This is a genomic window from Deinococcus aquiradiocola (assembly GCF_014646915.1).
In the GTDB taxonomy this organism is placed as follows: domain Bacteria; phylum Deinococcota; class Deinococci; order Deinococcales; family Deinococcaceae; genus Deinococcus; species Deinococcus aquiradiocola.
On record NZ_BMOE01000006.1, the window covers coordinates 77,699 to 96,751 of the forward strand.

General features: G+C 72.2%; 15 protein-coding genes. 4 read left to right on the plus strand and 11 right to left on the minus strand.

Annotated features, from left to right (window positions below; genetic code table 11):
• Nucleotides 1–2: 2 nt before the first annotated feature.
• From IEY33_RS10365 to IEY33_RS10390, 6 genes are all read right to left on the minus strand, one after another.
• On the minus strand, nt 3–1,421 hold the full coding sequence (locus IEY33_RS10365) for a sialate O-acetylesterase (RefSeq protein WP_188963153.1): 1,419 nt from the start codon (nt 1,419–1,421) through the stop codon (nt 3–5).
• Entirely contained in the window at nt 1,418–3,223 is a 1,806-nt protein-coding gene (locus tag IEY33_RS10370; RefSeq protein ID WP_188963156.1) for a DUF5060 domain-containing protein, read from the minus strand. Before IEY33_RS10370 ends, IEY33_RS10365 begins: the two co-directional genes overlap by 4 nt.
• A complete protein-coding gene (locus IEY33_RS10375; protein WP_188963158.1) occupies nt 3,223–4,098 on the minus strand; it encodes a carbohydrate ABC transporter permease in 876 nt (291 codons plus the stop codon). Before IEY33_RS10375 ends, IEY33_RS10370 begins: the two co-directional genes overlap by 1 nt.
• A gap of 55 nt (nt 4,099–4,153) precedes the next feature.
• Nucleotides 4,154–5,113, minus strand: a complete 960-nt coding sequence (locus IEY33_RS10380; protein WP_188963161.1) for a carbohydrate ABC transporter permease — start codon at nt 5,111–5,113, stop codon at nt 4,154–4,156.
• Between the two features lie 58 nt (nt 5,114–5,171).
• The gene (locus IEY33_RS10385; RefSeq protein WP_188963164.1) at nt 5,172–6,401 is read right to left on the minus strand and encodes an extracellular solute-binding protein; all 1,230 of its coding nucleotides are present in this window, start codon (nt 6,399–6,401) and stop codon (nt 5,172–5,174) included.
• A gap of 171 nt (nt 6,402–6,572) precedes the next feature.
• On the minus strand, nt 6,573–7,577 hold the full coding sequence (locus IEY33_RS10390) for a LacI family DNA-binding transcriptional regulator (RefSeq protein ID WP_188963166.1): 1,005 nt from the start codon (nt 7,575–7,577) through the stop codon (nt 6,573–6,575).
• Between the two features lie 191 nt (nt 7,578–7,768).
• Between IEY33_RS10390 and IEY33_RS10395 the strand changes: the two genes are divergently transcribed.
• The 4 genes from IEY33_RS10395 (at nt 7,769) to IEY33_RS10410 (ending at nt 13,597) form a co-directional block, all read left to right on the plus strand.
• A complete protein-coding gene (locus IEY33_RS10395) occupies nt 7,769–10,357 on the plus strand; it encodes a beta-mannosidase (protein ID WP_188963168.1) in 2,589 nt (862 codons plus the stop codon).
• Nucleotides 10,358–10,522: 165 nt separating this feature from the next.
• Entirely contained in the window at nt 10,523–11,695 is a 1,173-nt protein-coding gene (locus tag IEY33_RS10400) for an RNA-guided endonuclease InsQ/TnpB family protein (RefSeq protein WP_188963171.1), read from the plus strand.
• The gene (locus IEY33_RS10405; RefSeq protein ID WP_229670929.1) at nt 11,682–12,719 is read left to right on the plus strand and encodes a glycoside hydrolase family 5 protein; all 1,038 of its coding nucleotides are present in this window, start codon (nt 11,682–11,684) and stop codon (nt 12,717–12,719) included. Before IEY33_RS10400 ends, IEY33_RS10405 begins: the two co-directional genes overlap by 14 nt.
• Nucleotides 12,716–13,597, plus strand: a complete 882-nt coding sequence (locus IEY33_RS10410; protein ID WP_188963173.1) for an ROK family protein — start codon at nt 12,716–12,718, stop codon at nt 13,595–13,597. Before IEY33_RS10405 ends, IEY33_RS10410 begins: the two co-directional genes overlap by 4 nt.
• 19 nt (nt 13,598–13,616) lie before the next feature.
• Here the strand turns inward: IEY33_RS10410 and IEY33_RS10415 are convergent, their stop codons facing one another.
• The 5 genes from IEY33_RS10415 to IEY33_RS10435 form a co-directional block, all read right to left on the minus strand.
• Nucleotides 13,617–14,732 (minus strand): glycosyltransferase family 2 protein, encoded by a 1,116-nt coding sequence (locus IEY33_RS10415; protein WP_229670930.1) that lies wholly within the window; start codon nt 14,730–14,732, stop codon nt 13,617–13,619.
• Entirely contained in the window at nt 14,729–15,709 is a 981-nt protein-coding gene (locus IEY33_RS10420; RefSeq protein WP_188963175.1) for a 3-oxoacyl-ACP synthase III family protein, read from the minus strand. The genes IEY33_RS10415 and IEY33_RS10420 overlap by 4 nt, the downstream gene beginning before the upstream one ends.
• A gap of 88 nt (nt 15,710–15,797) precedes the next feature.
• Complete coding sequence (locus IEY33_RS10425) at nt 15,798–17,162, minus strand: F390 synthetase-related protein (RefSeq protein ID WP_188963177.1); 1,365 nt, start codon at nt 17,160–17,162, stop codon at nt 15,798–15,800.
• A complete protein-coding gene (locus IEY33_RS10430) occupies nt 17,162–18,019 on the minus strand; it encodes an MBL fold metallo-hydrolase (RefSeq protein ID WP_229670931.1) in 858 nt (285 codons plus the stop codon). Before IEY33_RS10430 ends, IEY33_RS10425 begins: the two co-directional genes overlap by 1 nt.
• A complete protein-coding gene (locus tag IEY33_RS10435; protein WP_188963182.1) occupies nt 18,016–18,987 on the minus strand; it encodes an NAD-dependent epimerase/dehydratase family protein in 972 nt (323 codons plus the stop codon). Before IEY33_RS10435 ends, IEY33_RS10430 begins: the two co-directional genes overlap by 4 nt.
• Nucleotides 18,988–19,053 lie beyond the last annotated feature (66 nt).

Genomic DNA, 19,053 nt, shown 5'->3' on the forward strand with positions numbered 1-19,053 from the left:
CTTCAGGGTCGCGCGGGCGGGTGCAGGAACGGCAGGCCGGGCAGGCCTCCGGCGTCCGTGAGGTTCGGTTCGGCACCGACCTGCCACGCGTGCCGGACCAGTGTAGGGGCAGGCACGTCCGGGGAGTGCAGGTGCACGCGCGGGCCGCGCAGGGTGGGGGTGGCCGGATGGAAGGTCCCGTCCGGTCCGGCCAGCGCGAAGCCGCGGGCGGCGCCGCCGTCCAGGGTGCGGAGCGGCGAGTCCGCGTGCGTGCGGAACGTGAGGGTGGCGCGTCCGGGGCCGAAGCGCACGGCGCGCAGTTCGGGGCCGGTCGCGGGCAGGTCGCTGCGGCGGTACTCGCGGTGCAGGGCCAGTCCGGCGAGGCGTTCGCCCACCTCGGCCTTGCGCCGCGGGTGGATGTCGTTCAGGTCGCCGAGGTCGGCGGTGCACACCAGACCGCTGTGCGTGCCGCGGGTGGCGGCCTGCTGCGCGGCCCACAGGTCCAGCAGGTCCTCGTCCCGCCCGTAGCGGTACGGGGCGAGCTGAGCGGCGTAGACCGGCAGGTGCGGGTGGCGGGTCGCCCGGCGCAGCGCCGTCATGAGGGCCCGGAGACGCGCGGCGTACGGTCCGGCGTCCCCCACGTCGGACTCGCCCTGGTACCAGAGGGCGCCGCGCAGGGCGAGGGGGAGCAGCGGGGCGATCATGGCGTTCCAGGCGGTGCCGGGCTTGAGGGTGTTCCACGCGTCGAAGGGCGTGAAGGGGTGCGGCCCGTTCCGGGCGGCCTGGTCGGCGGCCCGGATCTCCTGCGCGTCGGCCTGCAGGGCCGGGTGCCCGCGCTTGGCGGAGAGCGGAATGAAGGGCGCGATGCGGCTCCCGCCGTACGCCGCCTGGATCAGCCCGACCGGGACGCCGAGTTCCCGGACGAGCCGCGCCCCGAAGTGGAACGCGGCGGCCGAGAAGCCTCCCCATCCGCCGTGCTGGACGCGGCGTGGCGTGCAGACGGCCCAGCGCGGCTCCCCGGCAGCGGGCGGGAAGTGCGCCTGTGCTGTGGGCGCGGATGACTTCTGCACCAGCAGCAGGCGCAGCAGCGGGTTGTCTGCCAGGGTGAGCGCGTGGTCGCGGTGGTCGGCTGACCCGACGCCGAGTTCCATGTTCGACTGCCCGGCGCACAGCCACACGTCGCCCACCAGCACGTCGCGGCACTGCAGGCGCAGTGCGCCGCTCCGGACGGTGAGCGGCTGGCCGTGCGCGTTCGCTTCCAGCGGCGCGAGCTGCGCGGTCCAGCGTCCGGCACGGTCCACGCGGGCCGCCGCCTCCTGACCGGCGAAGGTGACGCGCACCTCGTCGCCCGGAAGCCCGAAGCCCCACACGGGAAGCGGCACGCCGCGCTGCAGGACCATGTGGTCGCTGCAGGCGTCCCCGAAGCGCAGCGTGGACCTCACCGGGGGTCCACCCGCACCGCCAGGTCGCGCGTGAAGGTGGGTGTGGGCAGGGTCAGCACACCCCCGCTCGCCGTGACGGGCCGGGCCGCGAGCCACGCGCCGGTCTGCGGGTCGAACCAGCGGGCCATGTACGGCCCGTCGCGCAGGCCGCGAATCGTGAGGGTGGCGCGGCGTTCCGGGAACACGGGCGGGTCACCCTCGCGGTATGTGCCGTCCAGCAGGGCGTCCGTCTGCGCGCGCTGCACGCCGCTCGCGCTGTAGCGGTCGCTGACGAGCCACGCCATCGCCTGCGTGCCGGACCGCAGGACGCGCGCCGTGACGTCCGGGCTGCCGCTCTGCGCGGTCACAGGGCGCATGGACGCGGTGGAGGCGTCCTTCAGGAAGGCGGCGAGCGGCGCGTACTCCGCCCAGAGGTTCTGCGGGTCGATCAGGGTGTCCCACCACCAGTACGAGCCCGGCCCGGCGAACCCCAGGAACAGCGGCGCCCACAGGCCGGTGTGAAAGTGAATGCGTTCCAGCAGGGGGTCGCCGCCGCCCCCGGCGGAGTACCCGAGTTCGGCCAGCAGGACGGGCCTGTCCGGCGCGGATTCCTGAAACTGACGGGCGAGGGACAGCAGTTCGAGCGGCAGGTCGCGGGCGGTGTACAGGTGCGCCTGCGCGAAGTCCACGCTCGCGTCCCGCCACAGGCCAGAGCTGCCGCCGCCGCTGAAGCTGGACGTGACCGGGTGCCCGTACGGGTCGAGGCCGCGCAGGTAGGCGCTCATGTCGGTCATCCAGGGGCGCAGGTCCGCCTCGCTGATCGGGGTGAAGTTCTCCTCGTTCCACCACTCCCACGCGAACAGGCTGGTGTATGCCGCGTAGCGCGCCGCGAGGTAACGGACGCGCTGCCGGAACAGCGTGCGGGCGCGGGCGTCCGTGGCGAATTCGGCGGGCGTGGCGAGCGGCCCGCCGTTCGCGGCGTTGTAGGGATTGTCGTTCCATTCGGAGTTGGTGGTTTCGCTGAACGCCCCGTGGTTCAGGAGGCACAGTTCGAGGCGGATGCCGCGCGCCTGCGCCAGCTGGAACACCCGGTCGAGCAGCCACGCCTGACGCTGCCGGGCCGAGTAGTCGCCCAGGCCGGTGTCCTGCCACTCGATCCCGAAGGCCCAGGACGCCATCCAGATTCGCGCGTAGGTGCCGCCGTTCTCGGCGAGCCGGTCGAACCAGCGTTCGTAGTCGGCGAGCACGTCCCCTCCGCTCCACGCGATGTTCGGCCCGATCGGGATGAAGGTCCGGCCGTGGCTGTCCGCGAAGGTGCGGGGCGAAGTGACCGAACGGGTGACGAAGCCGGGAGCGTCGCCGGGCGTCACGGTAAGCGTCTGCGCCGCACTCTCCGCCGCCCTGCCCTGCGGGTTGGCGGCCTGGACGCGCAGCGTGTACGTACCCGTCTCGGTGGGTGTGAAGCGCGCGTGCCACGCTCCCGCGTCGGCGGGTGTGCCGTCCGGGCCGTACGCGACCATCCAGAAGGCGGGCACGCGGAGGGTCCGTCCGGCGGGCATGGTGACGATCAGGTTCAGGTCCGCCTGCGCGGGATCATAGGGGTTCGTGGCGCGGAGGGAGATGTTGACGCGCAGGTCGAGCAGCGTGAACTGCTCGGCGCGCGCGGGCACACCTGTCAGGGCCAGGGTCGTGAACGCCTGCAGCGGAGCGGGCGGCATGGCTCCCTGGGCGGACGTGGGCGCGGCGGTCAGGGCCGCCATCAGCAGCACGGCCTTCAGGACCGGACGCGCGGTGGGCCTCGCGTGGGCCGGGGCGCGCCGCATCAGCCCTTGGTGGCGCCGCTGGCGAGGCCCTGCACGAACTGCCGCTGGAAGAACAGGAACACGACCACCATCGGCAGCGACACCAGGAACGACGCGGCCATCATGGGGCCCGCGCCGCGCGGGTCGTACGTCAGGTTCCCGGCGAGCTTGCCGAGCGCGAGTGGCAGCGTCTGGTGCGCGTCGTCGTTGATGACGAGCAGCGGCCACAGGTAGTTGTTCCACTCGCCCAGCATGACGGGAATCGCGATGGCGGCCAGTGCGGGGCGCAGCATGGGCAGCACGATGCTCCACCAGATGCGCAGCTCTCCTGCCCCGTCGATGCGGGCGGCGTCCACGAGGTCGTCCGGGATGCCGAGGATCGCCTGCCGGAAGAAGAACACCGCGAAGGCCTTGGCGAGGCCCGGCAGGATCAGCGCCTGGTACGAGTTGATCCACCCGAGGTCCCGGACCGTCAGGAAGTTCGGGATGATCGTGACCTCCCAGGGGATCATCATGCTGCCGAGCAGCAGGTAGAACAGCAGCCGCGAACCCGGGAAGGGCCGTTTGACGAGCACGTACGCGACCAGCGACGCGAGCAGCAGACTGCCGACCACCGTCAGGAGCGTGATGACGACGCTGTTCAGGTAGAACTGCGCGAAGCCGGTGTTCGCGAAGATCTGGAAGACACCCTGGAACTCGCCGCTGCTCTTCGCCGCGCCGGGGGCGGTGAGGGGGTTGTAGAAGTTGTGGAGCGTGAAGGTGTGCACCCACCACGTGGGCGGGTTGCGGACGATTTCCGGGACGGTCTTGAAGGCGTTGGTGGCCATCCAGTAGTAGGGGATCATGACGCTGACGGCCAGCAGGTAGAACGGCAGGCGCAGCAGGGTGCTCAGCATGGGGTGTTGGCGTTCACCGACCATCGGGGACCTCCGGGGGCGTGTGGGCGGGGCTTCAGTCGACGTCGTTGATGCGGCCGAGCTTCAGGTTCAGGGCCGTCAGCAGGAGCAGCATGATGAACAGGATCCAGGCGAGCGCGGACGCCATGCCCATCTGCAGGTGCCGGAAGCCCAGGTCGTAGAGGTACACGACGAGCGACAGGCCGCTGTCGAGGATGCCGCCGACGTTGGAGGTGTCGCTGAACAGGAAGTAGAACGAGAAGAACTCCTGGAACGCGCCGATCATGCTGGTCACCAGCACGAACAGCAGCGTGGGCCGCAGCAGCGGCAGGGTGATCCGCCAGAAGCGCTGGGCGGGCGTCGCGCCGTCGATGGCGGCCGCTTCGTAGATGTCGCCGGGAATGGAGCGCAGGCCCGCGACGAACATGATCATGTTGTAGCCCATGAGGCCCCACACGGCCAGCACGATCAGGACCGGCACGGCGTACGCGGGCGAGCCGAGGAAGCGCACGGGGTCGAGGTGCAGCCACTGGCGCATGGTGTTGATCAGGCCGAAGTCCTCGCTGCTGAACAGCCACTTGAACACGCTGATGAGGCCCACGCCGCCCGCCACGGACGGCAGGAAGAAGCAGGCGCGCATGACCTGGTCGCTGAGGCGCTGCCCGCCGAACACCAGGGCCAGCATGAGGCCCAGCGCCGTGCTGAGCAGCGCCGTGCCGAGCATGTACGTGGCGGTGTTGCTGAGCGCCTTCAGGAACCGCGGATCGGCGAGCAGGGTCCGGTAGTTGTCGAGTCCTGTCAGGCTGGGGCTGCTGATGGCGTCGTAGTCGGTGAAGCTGAGGTACAGGGAGCGCAGGACGGGCCAGATGGTGAACAGCAGGAACAGCAGCAGGAACGGCGTGACGAGGATCAGGGCCGCCGAGTGCTGCACGAGAAAGCGCCGCACCGGGTGGGCGCGGCGGTACGGGGTGGGCGGCGCGGCGCTCTGGAGGCTGGCGGGCAGGTGGTTGGTCATGGAACCCCCGGGGTGCCGTGCGCGGGCGCGGCGTGCTGGGGCTGCGCCCGCGCAGGGTTCACTTGCCGTACTTGCTGAGGTTGGCGTTCATGGTCTTGGCGGCGTCGTCGAGGGCGGCCTTGGCGCTCACGCCGTTGAAGACGACCTGCTGCACGGCCTTCTGGACGGCGTCGCCGCTCTGCTCCCAGCCGGGGCAGTTGGGGGGGCCGTCGGAGTCGCTCAGCTGGCGCATCAGGATGGCCTTCTGGTCGGCGGGCAGGTTCACCTGCGTGACGAGGTCCTGGCGTCCGGCGGGCAGCCAGAGCGTGCCGAGGGCGTTGGCGCCCCCGATCATGGCGACGGTGGTGCGGGTGGAGTACAGCTGCCGGATGAAGTCCGCGGCGAGGTCCGGGACCTTGGTGTAGCTCATGATGCCGATCAGGCTGCCGCCCTCGAAGGCGGTGTTCTTCCCGGCAGGGCCTTTGGGGAGCATGGTGATGCCCCATTTGCCGGCCAGTTTGGGTCGGCCGCTGCGGATGCTCTGCAGGGACCAGTTGCCGGTCATGCCCATGGCGTAGTCGCCGTTTTCGAGGCCCTGTTCCATGTCGGGCCAGCCGTCGGTGGGGCCCTTGTATTTGGTGTAGAACTGCGCGTAGTAGTTGAGGGCAGTGACGCCGGCGGCGCTGTTGATGGTCGCCTGGCTGCATTTGGCGTCGTACAGGTTGCCGCCTGCCTGCTTGAGGTACGGGAAGAAGCCGACCCAGCCCGCGTTGCCCCACTGCTGCACGAGGCCCTTGTTGCCGCTGGCCTTGAGGGTGTCGAGGGTGCCGGTCAGTTCCGCCCAGGTGCGGGGCGGGGTCTTGACGAGGTCCTTGCGGTAGTACAGGAGTTGCACGGTCAGGTCGTAGGGGAGCGCGTAGACGCTGCCGTCGGTGGAGGTGATGGAGTCGAGGATGCCCTTGTTGGCGGTCTTGCGGACCGAGCTGACGAGGGCGGGGTACTTGTCCTGGAGGTTGATGAGGCCGCCTTTCTTGCCGATCTCGATGCCGTAGGAGAGGTAGCCGGTGATGATGTCGGGGCCGCTCCTGCTGGCGAGCGCGGCGAGGTACTTGGTGAAGGCCTGGTCGCCGGGCACGGCGCGGACTTCGAAGGTGACGCCCGGGTGGTCTTTCTTGTAGAGGTCGACGGCGGGCTGCAGGATTTTGGGGGTGGTCTCGTCGCCGACGACCCAGATGGTGAGCTTCTCGGCGCTGGCGAGGGAGCTGGCGAGCAGTGCGGTCAGGGTGAGGGCTTTCAGGGGTGTGCGCATACGTCCTCCTGGGACAGGCGGGAAGCGGCGAGGTCGGCGGGCCCTGGGTGGGGTCCGGCAAGGTGGTTCCAGAGAACCGGTTGTGTTTACTAAACGTTTGGAGTGTACCCGGGCCGCCCTGGGGTGTCAACCACCGGTCAGCTCACCCGGCTGCAGGACCGCCCCGTCCGCTCAGCGCCCCGCGCGCGAACTGCCACGAATCACCAGCCGCACCGGCACCACCACCTGCGCCCGCTCACTCGGGCGCGGGTGAAGCAGCAGGCGCACACCCTCACGCCCCAGCCCCTCCTTGTCGACGGCGACCGTCGTCAGGCCCGGCTGGCTGTAACTGGCGGCCGTGATGTCGTCGAAGCCCACCACCGCCACGTCCTCCGGCACGCGCAGGCCCCGCCGGGCGCACTCCTGCAGCACCGCCAGCGCCGAACGGTCGTTGTACGCGAACACCGCGTCCGGCCTGGGCGAGCGCGACAGCAGGGCCGCCGCCGCCTGCCGGTCCCCCTCGTCGGTGTCCACCAGTCGCCGTACGATCACCTCGTCCGCAGGAGAACGCCCGGCGTCCGACAGCGCCTGCCGGTACCCCTCCACCCGCTGCCGGATGCTGTGGTGCTCGGCCTGCCCGGTCAGCATCGCGACGCGCGTGCGGCCCGTGGCGATCAGGTGCTGCGTCGCCTGGTACGCGCCCGAGACGTTGTCGGTGTTCACGCTCGGCAGGCCAGGCGCGGCGTGGTCCACCAGCACGACCGGCTTTCCGGCCCGCACGATCTCCGCGAGGATGCCGCTCTCCCAGTACCCGGCGCAGACCAGCCCGTCGACCTCCAGCAGGTCGATGAGCTCCGGGACCGTGTCGAGCGCGCCCACCTGCGAGTACGTGAAGGCGATGCCGGAGTTGCGGCACGCGACCTCCACGCCGTGCAGGACCGGGAAGTAGAAGGGGTTGCTGGCGAGGTTGCTGTGCGACTCGTGCAGCAGGAACCCGATCCGCCGGGCCTTGACGGGACGCAGTTTGCTCAGGTCGTAGCCCATCGCCTGAGCGACCTGCAGGACGCGCACGCGGGTGTCCTCGGTCAGGCCGGTCTGGCCTTTCAGGGCGCGGGAGACGGTCCCGACCGAGACTTCCGCGCGGGCCGCGATGTCGCGGATGGTGGGGGTGGACGCTAAACGCTGGGCTCTGGGCACGCCGCCGACTATACCGCCGCGCCCGCCACGGACGGGGGCGGCAGGCAGGCTTGGTGCGGCTGGACAGGCCGTGCGGGCGTGTTTTGACAGTCTGCGGGGCAGGTGGTACGCTCTCGGTCAAGTTTACTAAACATATTCCGGCGCGGCCGATCCGCGCCTGTCCCTCCCTCTTCCCTCCCGCAGGAGCACCGATGACGCCACCCACCCCGACCCTCACGCAGCGCACCCCCCTCCGCGGCTGGTCCCTGCGCGCCCCGGACGCCCCCACCGAACACGCCGCCGCCCGCCAGTGGCACAGCGCCACCGTCCCCGGCACCGTGCAGGGCGACCTGCTGCGCCACGGCCTGATCCCCGACCCGTACATCGGACTCAACGAACACGACGTCCAGTGGGCCGGACAGACCGCCTGGACGTACCGCACGACCTTCACCGTCACGCCGGACCAGCTCGGATCGCCGCACCTGGACCTGTGCCTGGACGGCCTCGACACCCTCTGCACCGTCACGCTCAACGGCACGGTCCTGCTGCAGAGCGACAACATGTTCGTCCCGCACCGCCTGGACGTGAAGGCGCACGTGCACTCGGGCGAGAACACCCTGACCCTGCACTTCGGTCCGGTCCTGCCGCACGGCCGCGCCCTGGAAGCCAGCCACGGCCAGCGCGCCGTCTGGAACGGCGACCCCAGCCGCGTGTACGTCCGCAAGGCCCAGTACCACTACGGCTGGGACTGGGGCCCCGTGATCCTGACGGCCGGGCCATGGAAGGACGTCACCCTGCACGCCTACCACGCCCGCCTGGACGACGTGCACGCGCCCCTGACACTCAGCGCGGACGGTCACGCCACCCTCGAGCTGAACGCCACGCTGGCCGGAACCACCCGCCCCGGCGACACCCTCCACGTGCACCTGCACGCCCCGGACGGCATGGAAGTCGCTCGCGCCACCCTGGACGCCCACGCGGACACGCACGCCCCGCTGCAGGCGCAGTTCACCGTGCCGGACCCGCAGCTGTGGTGGCCGCGCGGGTACGGCGACCAGCCGCTCTACACCCTGCGCGTCACCCTGCAGCGGGACGGACTGACCCTCGACACCCTCACGCGCCGCCTGGGGGCGCGCACCGTGCAGCTGCGGCAGGACCCCGTGACAGGCGAGCCGGGCACGTCCTTCACCTTCGTCGTGAACGGCGTTCCCGTCTTCGCGGGGGGCGCGAACTGGATTCCCGAGGACCTGCTGCTGGAACGCGTGACGCCCGAACAGTACCGTGACCGGCTGCAGCAGGCCGCCGACGCGAACATGGTGATGATGCGCGTGTGGGGCGGCGGCATCTACGAGCACGACGCCTTCTACGACACCTGCGACGAACTCGGCCTGCTGGTGTGGCAGGACTTCCTGTTCGGCTGCGGCATGTACCCCGCGCACCCGGCATTCCTGGCGAGCGTGCGTGCCGAGGCGGAGGCGGCCGTGCGGCGCCTGCGGCACCACGCCTGCCTGGCCCTGTGGTGCGGGAACAACGAGGACTACCAGATCGCCGAGTCGGTCGGCGCGTCCGGCCCGGGCGGCGACCCCGCGCGGTTCGACGCGCTCGCCATCTACGAGGGGCTGCTCCCGGACGTCGTGCAGTCCCTGAATCCGGACGTGCCGTACTGGCCCGGCAGTCCGTACGGCGGCGCGGCCTCGCACGACCCGACGGTCGGGGACAAGCACACCTGGGAGGTCTGGCACGCCGGGATGGCCCCGCACCGCGATTACGGCCTGTACGAGGGCCGCTTCGTGAGCGAGTTCGGGCTGCAGTCCCCGCCGAGCCTGCACAGCATCGGCACCTTCACGCAGCCCGAGGACCGGCACGCGGCGTCCCGCGTGATGGAGCACCACAACAAGGCCGCCGACCCGCAGGGCCGCCCGGACGGTGCGCGCCGCCTCGCCGTGTACCTCAGCGACACCTTCCAGCCGCCCCGCGACTTCGAGGAGTACGTGTACGCCGCCCGCGCCGTGCAGGCCGAAGCCATGACGAGCGCCTACCGCGCCTTCCGGGGCCGCTGGGGACATGCGGGCGCGCGGGCCGTGTCCGGCGCGCTGGTCTGGCAGCTGAACGACTGCTGGCCCGTCACGAGCTGGGCCGTCATCGACTCCAGCGGCGTCCCGAAGCCCGCGTACCACGCGATCCGCCGTGAACTCGCGCCGCTGGCGGTGCAGGCCCGCCGAGACGGTGAGCGCCTGAGCGCCTGGATCGCCAGCAGCGTCACGTCGGACCGGCCGGTACAGCTGCACCTGGACGTGCTGGGACTGGACGGGCAGGGCCTGCTGAAGCGCGAGTGGCCGGTGACGGCCGCCGCGAACGCCGTGACGCCGCTCGACCTGACGGACCTGCACCTGCCAGACGCGTGCGTGGCGTTCCTGCGCCTGAGCGTGGACGGGCAGGAACGCAGCCGCGCCGCGCTGTGGCCCGAACCGCTCAAGTACCACGACCTGCCCGACCCGCACCTGCGGGCCGCCGTGACGGGCCGCACCCTGACCCTGAGTGCCGCTCTGCCCGCCAAGGCCATCTGGATCGACGCCGGACCCTTCCGTCTGCCGGACAATCACCTAGACCTGCTGCCGGGCGAGCACGTCACCCTGACCCTGCCGGACGGCGTCACGGCCGCCGGACTGACCGTCCGCGCCGTGGGGAGCGGAGTGATTCGGGCGCACGAGGGGCAGACCAGTCCACGCCCGACCCCCGCAGCGCACGCCCAGCCCGGCGCCGAGCTTCCCACGCTCAGCGCCGCCCCGGTCGTCTCGTGACCGAAAGAGACGCGCAAGTCCCTCCCTTTAGGGATGGGGTCAAGCGGCTCCCGCCCGCAGGGCGGCTAAGCCGAAGCCCCCGGTTCTGTTGTATACTTAAACGGCAATGCCCCCACGCGGCTGGAACCGCTGGGAGCGTGGCAAGGCAGTTCAGGGCTGCCAAGCATGCACAACGCTACCACCATCCGTACCTTCCGGTATCGGCTCTATCCAACCAAGCCCCAAGAGGCCGCGATGTTTGAGACATTGCGCCTCACCCGCGCGCTATACAACGCGGGCCTGGAACAGCGCCGCGAAGCCTACCGAAAGCACGGTAAGACCCTCAGCGCCTACGACCAGCAGAAGGAACTCTCCGCGCTCAAGGAAGCCTGCCCGGAGTTCAGCGGTGTCTATTCCCACGTCCTGCAAGACGTGTTCGACCGGTTGGACAAGGCATACAAGGCGTTTTTCAGCCGGGTCAAGAAGGGCGCGAAGCAGGCCGGGTTTCCCCGGTTCAAGCCCCGGCAGCGCTGGGACTCGTTCAAGTTCAAGCAGTGCTGGAACAACGCCAAGAACGACTGGACCGCTTGCGGCAGGCCCGTGGACGACGGGCGGCGCATCAGCATCCCGAAAATCGGGAACGTCAAAATCAAACTGCACCGCCCGCTGGAAGGCAAACCCAAGAGCCTGCAAATCGTCCACGACTGCGGGCAGTGGTTTGCAGTCTACGCCTGCGAAGTCCCGCTGGCCCCGCTGCCCGCTACCGGAAGCAGCGTCGGGCTGGACCTGGGGACAACGTGGTTTGCCGTCACGTCGGACGGGGAGTTCATCGAAAACCCCCGGAACTTGGGCAACAGCCTGAAGAAGTTCCGCGTCCAGCAGCGCACCGTCTCTCGCCGGAAGAAAGGCGGTAACAGGCGCAGGAAGGCCGTGCAACAGGTTGCCAGGACTCACCGCAAGGTCAGGCGGCAGCGCCTGGACTTCCAACACAAGATCGCCCGGAGGCTCATCCATGAACACGACGTAATCGCCCACGAAAACCTTCAGGTGGGCAACATGGCCCAGAGCAACCTCGCCCGTTCCATCCTCGATGCAGGCTGGGCCGGATTCCTGTTTCAACTCTCCAGCAAGGCTGAAAGTGCTGGCCGGAGAGTGATCGCTGTAGACCCCCGCTACACGTCGCAAAGGTGCAACGCCTGCGGGCACACGGGGAAGGAGAACCGTGTGAATCAGGCAACCTTCCGGTGCGTGCAATGCGGCCATACGGCGAACGCCGACCACAACGCGGCAAAAAACATCCTGGGACGGGCCGTCCCTTCAGGCGTCAACGATAGCGGGGTATCGCATGTCGTCGCCTGAGAAGCCCCTGCCTTTAGGCATGGGGTCGGTCACGCATTACGGCTTCAACGTGCAGTGGATGGTGTCCTGGGAGCAGGGCCGCGCTCCGGCCGCGCCGGACCTGCGCGCCCTGGATTTCATGGCGCGGCACGGCTTCAACTTCGTGCGCGTCCCCACCGACTACCGCTTCTGGACGCGCGGTCACGACTACCTGCATCCCGACGAGCGGGTGTTCGACCACCTGGACGCGTACCTGCAGGCCTGCCGGGAGCGCGGCCTGCACCTGAGCCTCAACCTGCACCGCGCGCCCGGCTACTGCATCAACCGCAACGACCTGGAGGTCCACAACCTCTGGACGGACGACGCGCCGCAGCAGGGCTTCCGGGCGTTCTGGCGCACGATGGCCGCACGGTATGCGGGCGTCGGCGCGCACGACCTGAGCTTCGACCTGCTGAACGAACCGCCCGACCCCGGACAGTACGGCATGACCCGGGACGTGCACGCGGCCCTGACGCGCCACGCGGTGGCCGACATCCGCGCCGTGGACCCCGCCCGGCCCGTCGTGATCGACGGGCTGGGCGGCGGGCACCTCGCCATGCCGGAACTCGCGGACCTGGGCGTCACGCACAGCGGGCGCGGCTACCAGCCGATGAGTGTGTCCCACTGGGGCGCGGACTGGTGGGACGGGTGGAGGAGCGGTGACCCGCACTACCCCGGCACGCGCTACGGCGGGATCACCTGGGACCGCGAGGCGCTGCGGGACTTCTACGCCCCGTGGCGCGAGGTGCAGGCAGCCGGGACGCCCGTGCACATCGGCGAGTTCGGCTGTTACCGGGACACGCACAACGCGGACGCCCTGCGCTGGTTCGGTGACCTGCTCGGCGTGTACCGGGAGTTCGGGTGGGGGTACGGGCTGTGGGAGTTCCAGGGAAGCTTCGGCATCATCGGTCACGGGCGGCCCGGCGCGCGCTTCGAGCGGCTGGACGGCTACGATGTGGACGTGGAACTCCTGACCCTGCTCAAGGACGCGCGCGTCCCCGCATGACGCCTCTCTTCGCCGTGACGCTGGACGTGGGGGGCAGTCATGTGACGGCAGCCCGCGTGGACCTGCAGGCGCGCCGCGTGACGGGTGACGTGGCGCGCCTGGACGTGCCGCATACGGCCGGCCTGGACGACGTGCTCGCGTCGTGGGTGCAGGCGGCCCTCGAGGTGGCCGGGACCGGTCCGGTCACGCACCTGGGGTTCGCCGTGCCGGGCCCCTTTAACCTGCGGGGCGGCGTGTCGCTCATGACGCACAAGTTCGCGGCCCTGCACGGCGTGCCGCTGCGAGAAGCCCTGGCGGCGCGGCTGCGCGGCACGCCGCTCGCGGGCGTGCCGGTCTGTTTCGGGAACGACGCGGACCTGTTCGCACTGGGTGAGTGGTGGGCCGGTGCGGGCGAGCAGCAGGACCTGATCGGCGTGACGCTCGGCACGGGGCTCGGGTCGGGCTTCGTGCGGGACGGGCAGGTCGTGACGGACGGCCCCGGTGTTCCGGAGGACGGTGAGCTGTGGAGCACGCCGTTCCGGGACGGGCTGGCCGAGGCGTACGCGAGCGGGGCGGCCGTGACGCGCCTCGCGCAGGCCATGCTGGGCGAGACGCTCAGCGCGCGCGACCTCGCCGCCCTGGAGCCGGAGCGGGCCGCGCCGGTCTGGGCGGCGTTCGGAGGGACGCTCGCGGACCTGCTGTCGCCGTGGGTGGCGGCGTTCGGGGCGAGACGCGTCGTGCTGGGCGGCAACGTGAGCCGCGCCTTCCCGCACTTCGCGCTGTCCCTGCAGGCGGGCCTGCCGTCCGGCACGCTGGCCGTGCAGAGCCGTCACTTCGAGCTTGCCGCGCTGCTCGGTGCCGCGCGCCTCTCCGTGCCGGTGCCCGACCAGCCGGTCTGAGCGCCCCTCACCCGGGCCGTCACTGCCGGTAGGTGCGGCCCTTCCAGCGCACGGTGCGGCGCAGCGCGAGCAGGTACCCGGGCAGCGCCAGCAGCGGCGTGACGGGCCCGAGCAGGCTCTCCAGCAGGTCCGGCACGCGGCGGCGGCCCGTGACGAGGTTCACGGCGCCGCGCTCACCGAGCGACACGAGGCGCAGCGCCCACATGGCCCTGGAGTGCCGGGCGGGCAGCAGCCACGGCACGGTGTACACCAGCAGGTGCGCGGCGAGCGACGCGAGCAGCAGCGCGCGCGAGTGCGCGTGGATCGGCAGGGCGTTCTTGGAGAAACCGCGCACGCTGTCGCGGTACCCGGCGTACATGGTGACCTGAACGGCCTGCCCGCCGAGCGCGAGGCTGGTGCGTTCCCCGGCGCGTTTGAGGCGGCGGGCGAAGACGGTGTCCTCCAGCATCTCGGCCTTCACGGCCCGGTACCCGCCCGCGCGGGTGTACGCGTCCCGGCGGAAGGCCATCAGCTGACCGTTCGCGGACGTGAGCCACGCGGGCCGGGCGCGCAGCAGCGGGAACGGCAGCCAGCTCAGCACGACGGCGTCCACCAGCGGCGTCAGGAGGCGCGCGCCGGGCATGAGGTGCGCGGGGCGCGGGAGGACGCTCAGCAGGGCCGCTCCGCTGACGTCCAGGGCGTCCAGCACGGCCGGGAGCGCCCCCTCGCTCCAGGTGACGTCGGCGTCCGTGAAGATCAGGGTGTCGCCGGTCGCGGCCTCCCCGAGCTGCTGACACGCCCACGGTTTGCCGTACCAGCCGTCCGGAAGGGGCGCGCCCTGCAGGACGCGCGCGCCGAGCGTGCGGGCGAGGTCGGCCGTGCCGTCCGTGCTGTGGTCGTCCAGTACGATGACCTCGTGCGCCCCCTGGCTGAGCAGGGCGGGCAGGGTGCGGCGCAGGTTGACGGTCTCGTCGCGCGCCGGGACGAGGAGCGAGACGCGTCCCGGCCGGGTCGGCCGTGGCCGGGCGTGCGGCTGCAGGCGCGGGAAGGTCAGGGCGTTCACGAGCAGGACCGCGCCCTTGAACGCCACGAACGCCAGCGCCGTGCAGAGCGCGCCCCGCCCGGCCGCACGGGAGGCCGCGCGCGGCGGCGTCAAAGCGTCCAGATGAGGCCCCCGACCGTGAGTCCGGCGCCCGTCCCGACGAGCAGCAGCGTGTCGCCGTCCGGGGCGCGGCCCGCCTCGCGCGCCTGGTGGAGGGTCAGGGGCACGCTGGCCGCGATGACGTTCCCGAGATGCGGGAGGGTCACCTCGGTGCGTTCCTCGGGCCAGCCGCAGCGGGCCATGAGCTGCAGGCCCGCCCTGCTCGCCTGGTGCGGGATGACGCGGTCGATGCCGGGCAAACCGACACTCAGGCCGGGCCGCAGGCATTCGAGATAGCCGGGCACGACTTCCCGCGCGAGGCGCAGGACCTGCAGGCCGTGCATGTCGAAGGTGAAGTCCTCGGGCGTGACGTGGCGGTCGGACGGCGTGAGGAGGCTCCCTCCGCCCCGGATGCGGGTGTGGTCGGCACCGTCCGGGTACGTCTCGAACCGCGCGGCCTCCAGGCCCTGGCCGTCCTGCGTGGCGGGGCCGAGCAGGGCGGCGGCGGCGCCGTCCCCGATGAGCAGGGCGCTTTCCGGCTGGCGCGGGTTGAGGCCGCGGCTGCCCGCCTCGCTGCTCACGATCAGGACGTGCCGGGCCTGCCGCGTGTGGATGAGGAGCGCGGCGTGCTGCACGGCCAGCAGGAAGCTGAGGCAGGTGCCGTGCAGGCTGTACGCGGCGCGGCCGTGCAGGCCGAGTTCGCGGGCGAGGAGGGCCGCGCCGTCCGGGATGGGCTGCGCCTGGCTGCCGCTCGCGTTCAGGAGGACGTCCACGTCCGCGAGGGCCAGTCCGGCGCTCGCCAGGGCGTGCCGTGCGGCCTGCGCGCCGAGCGTGAGGACCGTCTCGTCGCCGGACAGCCAGTGCCGGGCGTGCACGCCGGTCCGGGCGGTCCAGAGGTCGGGGTCCACGCCGCAGCGTGCGGCGGCCTCGCGGGTCGGGACGATGCGGGCGGGGAGGGCCTGCCCGGTGCCGAGGAGGCGCACGTTCAGCATGCGTCCCCCCTGACGCCGGGTGCGGGCGGGGTGGTGCGGGCCAGCCGGGGCCAGCGGTGGACGGACTGGGCGCTCCTGCTCATGGGCATCAATATGGCAGGTCGTCCGGCGCGGCGGGCGGGAGCGGCGTGAGGGCCGGCGCGTTCGGTGGGGTCCAGGCGCGCGTGACGCGCCGCCGTTTGCCCTGCGCGGCGAGCGGCAGGTCCGGCAGCACGAGCGGCGCTGTCTCCAGGGTGACGTGCCGCGCGCCGTGCCGGGCGAGCACGGTCCGCAGTTCGTGTTCGGCGGCCGCGCGGGTGTCCGGCGTGCAGGGGTCCAGCGTGACGCTCAGGGTGGCCGGGCCGGTCTGCACGGCGCGGTACTCGCGCAGGTGCGGCACGCGGTTCAGGGCGGCGCGCACGAAGTCCGGCCAGACCGTCACGGTTCCCTCCGGGCCCTGCAGGAGCAGCGCGTCGTCCTGGCGGCCCGCGACGCGCTCCACCACGCGGGCCGGGTGACCGCACGGGCAGGCGTCTCCCAGCACGAGCAGGTCATCGAGGCGGTGACGGACGAACGGCTGCGCGCGGCGGCGCAGGTCCGTCAGGACCGGCCGGACGTGCCCGTCCCCGAGGGCCTCGAAGTCGAAGTGGACGTGCCGTTCGTTCAGGTGCAGCCGCCCGTGCGGGCAGGGCAGCGCGAGGAGGCCCTCGGTCGCCTGGTACACCTGCACGACCGGACCGAACGCGGCCTGCAGCGCGTCCCGGTCGTCGTCCTCCAGCACCTCGGCGACCGACACGACCCTCTGTGGCGCGGCGCGCGCCCCGGCGTCCCGCAGGGCCCGCAGGACGCTGGGCGGCCCGACGAGCAGGGTGGGGTCCAGGGCCGTCAGCTGCGCCGCGAGGTCCGGCAGGGGGCGCTGCAGGTCGAGGAAGTGGAACTGCAGGTGGCGGCCCTGCACGCTGCGGTACAGGCCGCCCTCGGCGCGCAGCACGAACGCGACGCGGTGCGGACGCAGCAGCGAGCCGGGCCACGGGGGCGGCAGGAGGTGGCGGAGCACGGCGCCCGCCCAGCGCAGGCGTTCGGCGCGCGTGACGAGGAAGACGCCCTGCGTGCCGCTCGTACCGCTCGACAGGCCGACCGTGAGGGGGCCGCTGCGGCCCGCGAGGGTCCGGGTGAAGTCGCGGGTGTCCTCGGCGTGACGCGCCACCTGCAGGGCGGCGCGCAGGGTGACGCCCTCGGTGTTGAGCGCGTCGAAGTTCGCCATCATCTCGGCCTTGCCGGTGGGCGGCAGGTCCCGCCACGCGTGGACGGGCAGGCGGGCCGCCCGGAAGCGTTCCTGCAGGTGCGCGCTGTGCGCGGCGAGCCACGGGAGTTGCGTGCGGGCGAGGCGTTCGGCGTGCGCCTCCAGGGCCGCGCGGTGCGGTGGGGTGCGTTCCTGCAGGGCGCGCAAGAGCACCTGCAGCCGGTCGGGCATCACGGCGCGCCTGCCGGGGGGAGCGGTTCGGGCGCGTCGTGGCTCACGATCACGCGGGCGTGCGGGTGATCGCGCAGCCAGGCGTGCAGGCGGGCGCGGCTGCGGCGTTCCTGCCGGGCGTCCCAGAAGGCGAGCGTGGCGGGGCGCGGCACGCCCAGGTCGTCCCGGAGGGCCTGCACGGTCCACGCGGCGTCGCTGGCGAGCAGGGTCAGGCCGCGCCCGTCGCCGGTCAGGGTGGCGTCCGGGTGGTGGCGGACGACGAGGGCGATCATGCCGGGCGCGTGCCCGGGAACGCGCAGCGCGGTGACGCTGCCGTCCCCGAACACGTCGGCGGCCTCGGTGAAGGGCGCGAGGCCGTCCGGGGCGGGCCCGTACTGGAGGGGGGAGGTGCGGGCCGTGAAGTCCGGCGGGAGGGTCTCCGGGAGGTACGCGCGGCGCACGGCGCGCAGGCCCCTGAGCGGCAGCAGCGGCGGCGCGGCGAGCGGGTCGAGGTGCAGCGTGGCGTGCGGGAAGTCGCGCAGGCCGCCCACGTGGTCGGCGTGCAGGTGCGACACGATGACGTGCCGGACGTCGCCGGGCGGCACGCCGAGCGCCTGGAGGCGTTCGTGCGCGCGTTCGCCCGGCCCGAGCCGGACGGGCGTGACGAGGCCGTACAGGATGCCCGGCCAGCGGGACATGGCGTGCACGGCGGCGTCCCCGTACCCGGTGTCGAACAGCACCGGGCCGTGCCGGGGGTGGTGCAGCAGCGTGAAGCCTGCCGGGTACGTCCGGACGCGCAGGTGCCCGCCGAGCCGCGTGAGCGCGTCGAGGTTCAGGCAGTGCCCGGCGCTGAGGGGCGTGACGCGCAGCCACGTCACGTGCACGCCTCTCTCGCCGCGTCGATGGCTTCCGGCACGCCCTCGCGGGGCCGGACGGGCGGGTCGTAGCCGAGCAGCGTGCGGGCGCGCGTCAGGTCGAGGGTCATGCCGCGCGTGAGGAGGCGCACGCCGCTCGCGGTGACGGGCGGTTCCGGCTGGCCGGGCCGCAGCCGGGCGATCAGTTCGGCGGCCTGGGCGGCGCGTTCCGCCACGCGGGCCGGGACGACGCGGGTGGGGCGCGGCACGCCGAGCGCGTCCGCGAGACGGTCCACCGTCTGCCAGATGGGGACGCTCTCGCCGTCCGTGACGTTGAACACCCCGCCGGTGCGGTGCTCCAGGGCGAGCCGGGCGGCGTGCGCGGCGTTCTGCACGTGCGTGAGTTCCGTCCAGACTTCCGCGTGCCCGAGGCGCGGGAGGCGGCGCGCCCGCAGGGCCCGCGCGAGGCGCGGCAGGATGCTGGGGTCGCCGGGGCCGTACAGGCCGCGCGGGCGCAGGATGGTGGCGTCCGGCAGGTGCAGGCGCACCTCGTGCTCGGCGAGGTGCTTGCTGCGCGCGTAGCGGCTGTCGTACCGCTCCGGGATGGGGGTGCTCTCCGGCACCTGCCGCGTGACGCGGGCGGCGTTGTACACGCTGGGTGTGCTGACGTGCACGAGGCGGACCCCCTGGCGGGCGCAGGCGGCGGCGAGGTCCGCGCTGACCTGCACGTTGTGCCGCCGGTACTCCGCCCAGGGTGCCCAGAGGGTCGAGAGGGCCGCGCAGTGCAGGACGGCGTCCATGCCGCGCAGCAGGTCCGGCAGGACGGCGGGGTCCGTCAGGTCCGCCGGGACGAAGGGGACGCCGTCCCGCTGCAGGGCCGCGCCCGCACGATCGTTGCGGCCGGTACCGCGCACGTCGTGCCCCGAGGCCAGCAGGTGCCGGGCCGCGGCACCGCCGAGGAAGCCGGTCGCACCGGTCACGAGGACGCGCATGCCGTCCAGCATAGCGGGCGGCCGAACCTGCCGCCGGGGCGAGACCCGTATCAACCGTGAAGAGTC